Here is an 8,903-nt window from a genome sequence, read left to right as displayed (position 1 = left end):
GCTCTGCATCCAGCCGCCGCGCATGCCCAGCGCCAGCAGGCGCTCGCGGTCGGCGGCGCTCGCCAGCGTCACCTCGAAATGGACATGGGTCCGCATGCCGTCGGGCATAAAGCTCACGGTATGGCGGCTCCGGCCCGGCGGATTGCCGGCCCATTCGCGGATTTCCGGATCCGGTTCGTCGCAATAGCTCAGCCTGACGTTCTCGACGACTTCGAGATAGCTGCCCTGGTTGCGGTAGAGCGTGCCGCTGGCGGTCAGCATATCGATGCGCCAGCGGCCACCGACGCGCACGTCGAGCACGCAGTGAGGAATGGTGCAATCCTTGATGCCCCACCATTGCGCCACCAGCCTGGGGTCGGTCCACAGCCGAAAGACGCGTGCCACCGGAGCCTGGAACACCCGTTCGATGGCGAAGCTGCGCTCGGCGGTATCTTGGACGCTCTCGCTCATGGCGCCTTGTCCGCGTCGCGCCGCAGCAGATCCTCCATGCGGTCGAAGCGGCCTTCCCAGAGTTTTCGGTAGTCGTCGAGCCAGCGGTCGATGTCGCGCAGCGGCTTGAGCTCGATGCGGCTCAGATGTTTCTGCGCCGCCCGGCTGCGGGTGACGAGGCCGGCCTGCTCCAGCACGCCGACATGTTTGGAGACGGCCCGCACGGTGAGCGCGAAGGGTTGCGCGAGCTCGGCGACCGAGGCCTCGCCATCGAGCAGCCGGGCAAGGATCGCGCGCCGCGTCGGATCGGCGAGCGCGGCGAATGTTTGGTCGAGGGAAAATTCAGCAGCCATTTTTGGAACCAATCAGTTCTAGAACTAATTGGTTCTATAAACGGCTTGCCTTACCTCGTCAACGAGCTTTCGGAAACCGCGAGAGATGGCGCGCTCGCCGGGGAGAACGTTTCCACCCCGGCAAGCGTGGCTTTGGAAGCTCAGGCGGCTGCCTTTTCGGCCGCGTTGCCGTTCAGGATCTGGATCGCATCCGCCGGCAGCCTAAGTTCGGCCGCTGCCAGGTTCTCCCTGAGATGCCCGACCGACGAGGTGCCGGGGATGAGCAGGATGTTGGGCGCGCGCTGCAACAGCCAGGCGAGCGCCACCTGCATGGGAGTCGCGCCGAGCTTTTGCGCGACGTCGGCAAGCGTGCTCGACTGCAGCGGCGTGAAACCGCCGAGCGGGAAGAACGGCACATAAGCGATGCCGTCGGCGGCAAGCTCGTCGATCAGCGCATCATCCTGGCGGTGCGCGATGTTGTATTGGTTCTGCACGCAGACGATGTCGACCATGCGGCGCCCCTGCGCGATCTGTTTGCGGGTGACGTTGCTCAGGCCGATATGGCGCACAAGCCCCTGGCGCTGCAGGTCGGCGAGCGTGTCGAGCTGCGGCTCGAGCGACCCTTCGGCGGGTCCGTGGATGCCATGCATGGAGCGCAGGTTCACGACCTCAATCACATCCAGTCCGAGATTACGCAGATTGTCGTGCACGGCCTGCGTCAACTCCTGAGGCGACATTGCGGGGATCCACGATGCATCCGCGCCGCGCCGGGCACTGATCTTGGTGACGATGGTGAGGTTGGCGGGGTAGGGGTGCAGCGCCTCGCGGATGATCTGGTTGGTGACGTGCGGACCGTAGAAATCCGATGTGTCGATGTGGTCGACGCTGCTGGCAATCGCCTCGCGCAGCACGGCAAGGGCTGCCTCGCGGTCCTTCGGCGGGCCGAAGACGCCCGGTCCAGCCAGTTGCATGGCGCCGTAGCCGAGGCGCTTCACGGTGCGGTCGCCGAGCTTGAAGCTTCCGGCCTTGCTGACGTCGGTCATGGTGTCGTCTCCATTGGATCAGCCAGATATAGACAAGGCGCGCCTGCACGATAAATATGGTGCAATCGGCACGGCCTGTGCGGAAAGGCGAACAATGGCGGCGAATCTCGGCGACCTCCAGGCATTCATGGCGGTGGCGCGCGCCGGCGGCTTTCGCGAGGCGGCCCGGGTGGGCGGCGTCAGCGCTTCCAGCCTCTCGGAGACGGTGCGGCGGCTGGAGAGCGAACTCGGCGTGCGGCTTCTCAACCGCACCACGCGCAGCGTGGCGCCGACCGAGGCCGGCGCGCGCCTGCTCGAACGGCTCGGTCCGGCGCTCGGCGAGGTAGAGGCAGCGCTCGACGTGGTCAACGGTTTTCGCGGCCGGCCGGCCGGCACGTTGCGGCTCAACGTGCCTGTCGTCGCGGCGAAACTGGTGCTGCCGCGCCTGTTGCCGCCCTTCCTCGCGGCCTATCCCGACATTCGCCTGGAAGTGACCGCCGAGGACAGTTTCGTCGACATACTGGCGAGCGGCTGCGATGCCGGCATCCGCTATGACGAGCGGCTGGAGCAGGACATGATCGCCGTGCCGATCGGCCCGCGCCGCCAGCGCTTCGCCACCGCCGCCGCGACGGCCTATCTCGACCGGCGCGGCCGGCCCGAGCACCCGCGCGACCTGCTCGACCACGCCTGCCTGCGCGGACGCTTCGCCAGCGGCTTCACGCCGCCCTGGGAGTTCGAACGCGACGGCGAGGAGGTGAGCGTCGAGCCGACCGGCCCGCTGCTGGTCAGCACCGGCACCGCAATGGCGCTCGCGCTCGAGGTGGCCGTCGCCGGCGGCGGCATTGTCAGTCTGTTCGAGGACTGGCTGCATCCCTATTTCGACGATGGCAGGCTGGAGCCGGTGCTGGAGCCCTGGTGGCAGGAATTTTCAGGCCCGTACCTCTACTATCCCGGCCGCCGCCTGACGCCGGCGCCGCTGCGCGCGTTCATCGACTTTGTCGCTGGGATGCGGTGGGACTGATCCCGTACCGAAATCGCTGCAGGTTTGCGCCGGCCTTTTCGGCGTGTCGCCGCGCTTGCTTTCGACCAAAGGGCAAATCCCCGATGTAACACTTTGTTGTCATTGAGGGCCTATCGAGGAGGCGATACGGCGAAAGCCCGGTGAAAGGAAAGGCGCGCAATGGGTTCGCCCTGGTCCGAATTGCTGGCCAATCTCGCGGTCGTCGCGATGTTCGTTTCAGTCTGGATCCACACCCATGTGTGGCTGGATCGCTGGCCGGCCGCCGCGAAGGCAGCGGCCTTCGGCCTGCTGATGGGCGCCGGCGCCATCGTCCTGATGCTGACACCCATGCAGTTGCAGCCGGGCGTGTTCGCCGATCTCAGGGCGACGATGATTGCCGTTGCCGGCTTCTTCGGCGGCCCTGTCGCCGGCATCGTCGCCGGGGTCATGGCCGGTGCCTTCCGGACTTTCGAGGGCGGCATCGGCGCCTTCGCCGGCGCCGTGGGCATCGCGGCCGCCATGCTGGTTGGCGTTGCCGGCAACCTTGCCCTGAAGGGCCGCCGCGCCACCATGATCGACATCATGATCCTTGGCGCGGCCGCCGCGGCGGCGTCACTGCTTGGCCTCAGCGTGCTGCCGCGGGATGTCCTGCAGATGGTGCTGCCGAAGGTGGCGCTGCCGTCCTCCCTGCTCATCTTCGTCTCGGTGGTGCTGTCGGGGCTGACGCTCTACCAGGAGCGGCGTCGCCTCGAAGCGCTGCAGTCCCGGCGCATCTACAAGGCCGTGGTGGAGACGCTGCCCGATTGCCTCAACGTCAAGGATCTCGACGGGCGGTTCATCGCGGCCAATCCGGCGACGGCGGAACTGATGCATGCGACCGACGCCAAGGCACTGATCGGCAAAACGGATTTCGACTTCTTTCCGCGTGGGACGGCGCAGGGCTTCCGCGAGGACGAGCTTGCCGTGCTGGCCTCGGGCGCTTCGTCGACCATCGAACAGCGCCTTCACCACGAGGACGGCACCGATGGCTGGCTGGCGACCTTGAAGGCGCCCTTTCGGGATCGGAGCGGAGCCATCATCGGCCTGATCACGCACAATCGCGATATCACCGTTCGCAAGCAGCTTGAGAACGAGCTGGCGGAAAGCCAGGCAAGGCTCGGAGACGCCCTGACGCACATGGCCGACGGCCTGGTGATGTTCGATCCGGACGGCAGGCTGGTGCTGTGCAACGCCCGGTACCGCGCCATGTTTCCGAAGACGGCGGACATGAGGGTGCCGGGTGCCGATTACCGCGACATCCTGCGCGCCTCGGCGGAGCGCGGCGAAGGGACCACGCCGCCGGACGCGGTCGAAGACTGGATCGCCGGCATCATGGCCGCGCAGAAGCTCGTCAGTCACCGCCAGGTCCAGCTTGCCGACGGGCGCTGGCTCGATGTGCGCACCCGGCCGACTGGCGATGGCGGCAGCCTCAGCGTGTTTTCCGACATCACCGAGGCCAAGCAGGTCGAGGCCGAACTGATGGCCGCCAATGAGAAGCTGAACCTTCTGGCGCACCGTGACGGCCTGACCGAACTGTTGACGCGGCGCGCCTTCGACGAAGCGCTGGCGCGCGAATTCGCCCGCGCCAGCCGCAACGCAATGCCGCTCAGTCTGCTCATCATCGACGTCGATTGGTTCAAGCGGTTCAACGACTATTACGGCCATCCGGCGGGCGATGAATGCCTGCGCGTCGTCAGCCGCTGCATCGAGGCGGCAGCCCGCCGGCCGGCGGACGCGGCCGCCCGCTATGGCGGCGAGGAGTTCGCGCTCATCCTGCCGGAGACCGATGCGCGGGGCGCCTTCGTCATCGCCGAAAACCTCAGGAGCAAGGTGCGCGACCTCGCTCTTGGGCATGCCGGCAGCGAAAAAGGCATCGTTACCGTCAGCATCGGTGTCGGCACCTTCGATGCCGGCGGCGCCGCCATGGAGATCGCCGATCTTTTGAATCGTGCGGACGAGGCGCTCTACGGCGCCAAGGCCGCGGGGCGGGACCGAGTGCATGGATGGCGTCCTCACCTCAGCGACCAACGCGCGACCGGTTCGCGGCGCAAGACTTGAGTCTTCCTAGGCCTAGGGCCGGGCTGCCGGGTAGAATCCGAGGGTGAACTGGCGATTGCCTGAATGAGGATTCGGCGGGCGCCTCTCTCTCAGTTGCTTCAACCGTTGTGGCCTGAATCCATGCTTACGGGATCGAGCTTCACAAGCCGAGCTTTCGCCTCGCCGACGCGTTGTTGCGCGGATCGTATCCTGTCGCAAAGCCTCAGATTGATACCGACGCCACAGTCCTCGTCCAGCATCGCGTTTGCACGTTCCAGGGCAAGTTCCGCTCGGTTGAGGCGCTGCCTCGCCCGGGCCAGTTCCAAGGTCAGAAGTTCCATTACTCCGCTTCCGTGGTTGCGGTCCCTTCCACTGGGAAACCCTCGCCGATTGGTTTGGTTCCGGGCTGTTCGGGCGCGGCTGCATTCGCTGGCGCGCATGCCCATGATGCCCGTCAGGACGGCCTCGGACGGGCAATGCTGGTGTCGAAAGTGCCTGGGAGGACAGGGGCGCCACCGCGGCCGGTCGACGATGTCGTCATCGTGTCAACCGGCACAATGATGACCATGCGAGCGTGCTGCTCCGGCCATAATGGCTTTCCGAAAAGGAAGAAGGTGCTGGCGAGAAAACAAACCAGCAAGAGGATGGCCAAGGTGTTGGCGATGATGTCACCAAGTTGCATTTTCCCTCTCCTCCAAATCACGCATCGACAATCGTGAACGGGCATCAGCGGATGCCGAGCCCTCCGCCAAAGCAGGCGGGCTGTCCTTCTCGAAGCGGGCTGCTACCAGCTCGACGTGAAGGTGACGAGCAATGCGGGGATCAACGCCGATAACGGGACCGCCATCAGCAGCACCATCTCGATAAGACGGGTTTCCTTGTCGCCGAACATCACAACCTCCTCCCGTCTCGGCCCGATGCCGGGGAATTCAGGGTTCGCTCACCAACTGGACGCAGTGAGCGAACCCTATTGGCGCAGGAAGGGACGTAGCTGCGCCAATTCGCTAAAACATGGGGCTGCTTGCTGATATCAGTCAGCTGCCTGCCATCACGGAGCGACAACGAGTGCGAAAGGCGACCGTTCCCGGCGGGAGCGGCGGCAGGACCATTGCGTTCTTGAATGGGACCTAAGTCCGAGGTTGGCCCGACCGAAGCCCGACCGGGGAACGTTCATCCGTGCCTGAAGTTCGATCCTCAGCGCGGCGACAATCCTGTGCTGTGCCGATTTCAAATGGAGGAATTCATGAACAAGAATCTTGCCGCCGTAGCCGCGGTTCTGTTGCTCGCGGGTGTCGGCGCAGCCGCCGCCGAAGACGTCATCATCCAGCCCGAGCAGGAAACGGTGATCAAGGAATATGTGAAGAAGCAGCCGCTGGCTTCGGTGAAGGTTCCCGGCGTCGAACTCAGCCTCGGCACGGCTCTGCCCGACACGGTCGAGCTTCACGAAGTCCCCAATGTCAAATATCGCTACACCGTGATCGACAACCGGACGGTGATCGTGGATCCGGGCACCCACAAAATCATCAAGATCATCCAGTAACAACGCCCGGCCCGCTGCCGGACTGGTGGCGGGCCGGCTGCAACTGGGTGCCCGCGCAATCAGAATTTGCGCGGGTCGATACCCTTGGTGCCCGGCCCATAAGGGCTTGGATAAATCTCGCCGATGGTCATCAGTTCGATCCCGCCGTCGAGCGTCGAGCCGATGATCCTGACCTCGGGATCATCGCAGCAGAACTCCCAGATCACCTGCCGGCATTCGGCGCATGGCACGCCGGAATAGGGGCCGTGGCAGACGATTGCCTCGATCTGGCGCTCGCCGGCGGCGGCCATCTGCATCACAGCGTTACGCTCGGCATGCACCGATTGCTGCAACGTGACGACCTCGACGTTGCAGGCGGAAAACAGCCGGCCCGACGCGGTGCGCACGGCCGAGCCGACCTTGTGGTTGGAATAGGGCGTGTAGGCCTTGTCGCGGGCCTGCGCGGCGGCCGTGACGAGCGCCTGATCGGCGCTCGAAAGTCTGTCGAAGCTGGTCTTCAGCATTGGTCTCTCCGCATCGGGGCTCCATCCCGCATTGATTCAGGATGGAATTCTAACTCGTTGCTTCTTCTTGATCTTCCGTGCTCACGCGGGTTGCCGTTCCGATCGCATCAAGAGCCCCGCGACGAAGGGGACGACCGAGAGGATGAAGCCGATCAGCGAGGGTGGAATGCCGCCGGGTTCGCCCATCAGCACCAGGATCGCGGTCGAGCCGGCGCCGACGACGATGGTCGCGAGCATCGACCACGACGGAATGCGCCAGCCGAAGGTGGCCGACAGCACCGGCAACAGCAGGCCCGGCACATAGACCGAGAATCCGAGCATCAGGATGGTGACGATGCCGGGTACCGACAGCGCCACGACCAGCGCCGCCAGGCCGAGCACGAGCAGCAGGATGCGGCTGGTCCACAGCCTTTCCTTGTCGCTGGCGCCGGGCCGCAACCGCGAGATCACGTCGCGCTGCAAGGTGGTGGCGGTGATCAGCAGCGTGGTGCTCGCCGTCGACATCGCCACCGCCAGGAAGGCGGCGACCAGGACCCCGATGACGCCGTGCGGCAGAAGCTGCACCATCAGGTCGGGCATGGCGTTGACCGGGTTGGCATCGGCCGGCAGCAGCGCCTTGGCGGCGACGCCGAGGAAGGTGAGGATGACGCCGAACACCGCCATGATGACGAAGCCGTTGATCAGGCCCTTGCGCGCGGTGTCCGGCGAATTGGCCGAGAAGACGCGCTGGAAGCCGATCGTGTCGATGAAGCCGGCGGGCAGCAGCAGGAACCAGACGAACAGCGTCGCCGGCGGCACGTTGGCGAACAGATCGTAGAAGCCGGGAATGTCCTTCGTCGCCTCATAGATATGCTGCACGCCGGGCCCGAAGATGACGAACAGCGGCGCCACCACGCCGATGACGATGAGGAAGATGACGGCCTGCAGCACGTCGGTCGCCACCACGGCGAGGAAGCCGCCGAGCATGGTGTAGACGATGACGACCAGGAAGGCGACGATGGCGCCGGTCTTCGGGTCCATACCCGAGAACAGGGTGAACACCATGGAGATGCCGAAGACCTGCGCCGCCGCCCAGGCAAGGTAGTTCCAGCTGGTGACCAGCGAGGCGGCGACGCGCACGGAAGCCGGATAATCCTGCGCGACGATGTCCGGTGTCGTCACATGCATGCGCTGGCGCACGATTTTCGCCAGGAAGATGCCCATCAGCAAAAGGCCGATCGGGAAGGTGTACCACCACCATGCGCCCGCTATGCCATAGCGCACCACCATTTCGGGTGTGCCGAACAGGCCGGCAAGCCCGGTCCATGAGGCGAAGGCCGAGATGGTCAGCCAGAGCGGCCCCATGCGCCGGCCGGCGACGATGTAATCTTCTTCGGTCTTGATCGAGCGGGCGAAATACAGCCCGATGCCCGTGACCGCCACGAGATAGACGGCGACGATCGCTATATCCAGATTTCCCATTCTGTACCCCTTCCATGCAAAGCCGATGACGCGCGCCAGTTTCTGGAGCGCCGCACTGTCCTGTCGGTTGCCCTCTTCGCGGGGCTTGACGACCCTCTACAATATTTGTCACATGCAAAAAACTTTTTTGCAAGTGCTGAATCTGGATCGCGATCGGAGACTTCGAATGACCCAAGCCCATACCAATCCGGCTGATGCCAATCCGGCTGACACCGAACTGGTCGAGCGCGGCCGCGCCCGGATTGCCTGGATCCGTTCGCGGATGGCGCTGCTGGCCGGCCTGCGCGAGGAATTCCGGCGGACGCGGCCTTTCGCCGGCCGGCGCATCGGGGTCTCACTGCATGTAGAACCCAAGACCGCTGTGCTGCTCGAAGTGCTGGCCGACGGTGGCGCCGGGATCGTCGGCACCGGCAATCACGGCTCGACGCAGGACGATGTCGTCGCCTTCCTGCAAAGCCGGGGCATCGGCATGTTCGGCCGCCGTGCCGATACGCTGGCCGATCATCACGCCAATCTGGCGCGGGTGCTGGACGCCAAGCC

The 8,903-nt window shown here is 65.1% G+C and carries 11 protein-coding genes; 4 read left to right on the top strand and 7 right to left on the bottom strand.

Translation table 11 applies throughout. The features are described from left to right. The 3 genes from EOA36_RS18350 to EOA36_RS18340 form a co-directional block, all read right to left on the bottom strand. Positions 1-450, bottom strand: a 450-nt coding sequence (locus EOA36_RS18350) for an SRPBCC domain-containing protein (protein WP_127278839.1), incomplete at its 3' end; no start/stop codon positions are given. Further along, positions 447-782 (bottom strand): metalloregulator ArsR/SmtB family transcription factor, encoded by a 336-nt coding sequence (locus tag EOA36_RS18345; protein ID WP_127278838.1) that lies wholly within the window; start codon positions 780-782, stop codon positions 447-449. The genes EOA36_RS18350 and EOA36_RS18345, both read right to left, overlap by 4 nt. Positions 783-922: 140 nt before the next feature. Beyond that, positions 923-1,804: an aldo/keto reductase family oxidoreductase gene (locus EOA36_RS18340; RefSeq protein WP_127278837.1), complete on the bottom strand. Its 882-nt coding sequence runs from the start codon at positions 1,802-1,804 to the stop codon at positions 923-925. Positions 1,805-1,898: 94 nt separating this feature from the next. On the opposite strand from EOA36_RS18340, the gene EOA36_RS18335 reads away from it, so the two are divergent. After that, the gene (locus EOA36_RS18335) at positions 1,899-2,804 is read left to right on the top strand and encodes a LysR family transcriptional regulator (RefSeq protein ID WP_127278836.1); all 906 of its coding nucleotides are present in this window, start codon (positions 1,899-1,901) and stop codon (positions 2,802-2,804) included. Positions 2,805-2,963: 159 nt separating this feature from the next. Beyond that, on the top strand, positions 2,964-4,880 hold the full coding sequence (locus tag EOA36_RS18330) for a diguanylate cyclase (protein ID WP_127278835.1): 1,917 nt from the start codon (positions 2,964-2,966) through the stop codon (positions 4,878-4,880). A 98-nt stretch (positions 4,881-4,978) separates the two neighbouring features. Here the strand turns inward: EOA36_RS18330 and EOA36_RS18325 are convergent, their stop codons facing one another. Next, positions 4,979-5,200 carry a hypothetical protein gene (locus EOA36_RS18325; RefSeq protein ID WP_127278834.1) on the bottom strand — a complete coding sequence of 74 codons (222 nt, stop codon included), beginning with the start codon at positions 5,198-5,200 and terminating at the stop codon, positions 4,979-4,981. A 113-nt stretch (positions 5,201-5,313) separates the two neighbouring features. Then, entirely contained in the window at positions 5,314-5,541 is a 228-nt protein-coding gene (locus tag EOA36_RS18320) for a polymerase (protein ID WP_127278833.1), read from the bottom strand. Positions 5,542-6,102: 561 nt separating this feature from the next. On the opposite strand from EOA36_RS18320, the gene EOA36_RS18315 reads away from it, so the two are divergent. Further along, positions 6,103-6,399: a DUF1236 domain-containing protein gene (locus EOA36_RS18315; RefSeq protein ID WP_127278832.1), complete on the top strand. Its 297-nt coding sequence runs from the start codon at positions 6,103-6,105 to the stop codon at positions 6,397-6,399. A 59-nt stretch (positions 6,400-6,458) separates the two neighbouring features. Here the strand turns inward: EOA36_RS18315 and EOA36_RS18310 are convergent, their stop codons facing one another. Further along, positions 6,459-6,902, bottom strand: coding sequence for a cytidine deaminase (locus tag EOA36_RS18310; RefSeq protein ID WP_127278831.1), 444 nt, complete (start codon positions 6,900-6,902; stop codon positions 6,459-6,461). Between the two features lie 81 nt (positions 6,903-6,983). Next, complete coding sequence (locus EOA36_RS18305) at positions 6,984-8,363, bottom strand: sodium:solute symporter family protein (RefSeq protein WP_127278830.1); 1,380 nt, start codon at positions 8,361-8,363, stop codon at positions 6,984-6,986. Positions 8,364-8,529: 166 nt separating this feature from the next. Here EOA36_RS18305 and EOA36_RS18300 point away from each other — a divergent pair. Then, positions 8,530-8,903: adenosylhomocysteinase (locus EOA36_RS18300; RefSeq protein WP_189553260.1), on the top strand; the 374-nt coding region annotated here is incomplete at its 3' end.

It is taken from the genome of Mesorhizobium sp. M8A.F.Ca.ET.021.01.1.1, assembly GCF_003998025.1.
Classification (GTDB): domain Bacteria; phylum Pseudomonadota; class Alphaproteobacteria; order Rhizobiales; family Rhizobiaceae; genus Mesorhizobium.
The sequence above is the reverse complement of the archived record's forward strand: the minus strand, read 5'-3'. Positions and strand labels throughout refer to the sequence as shown.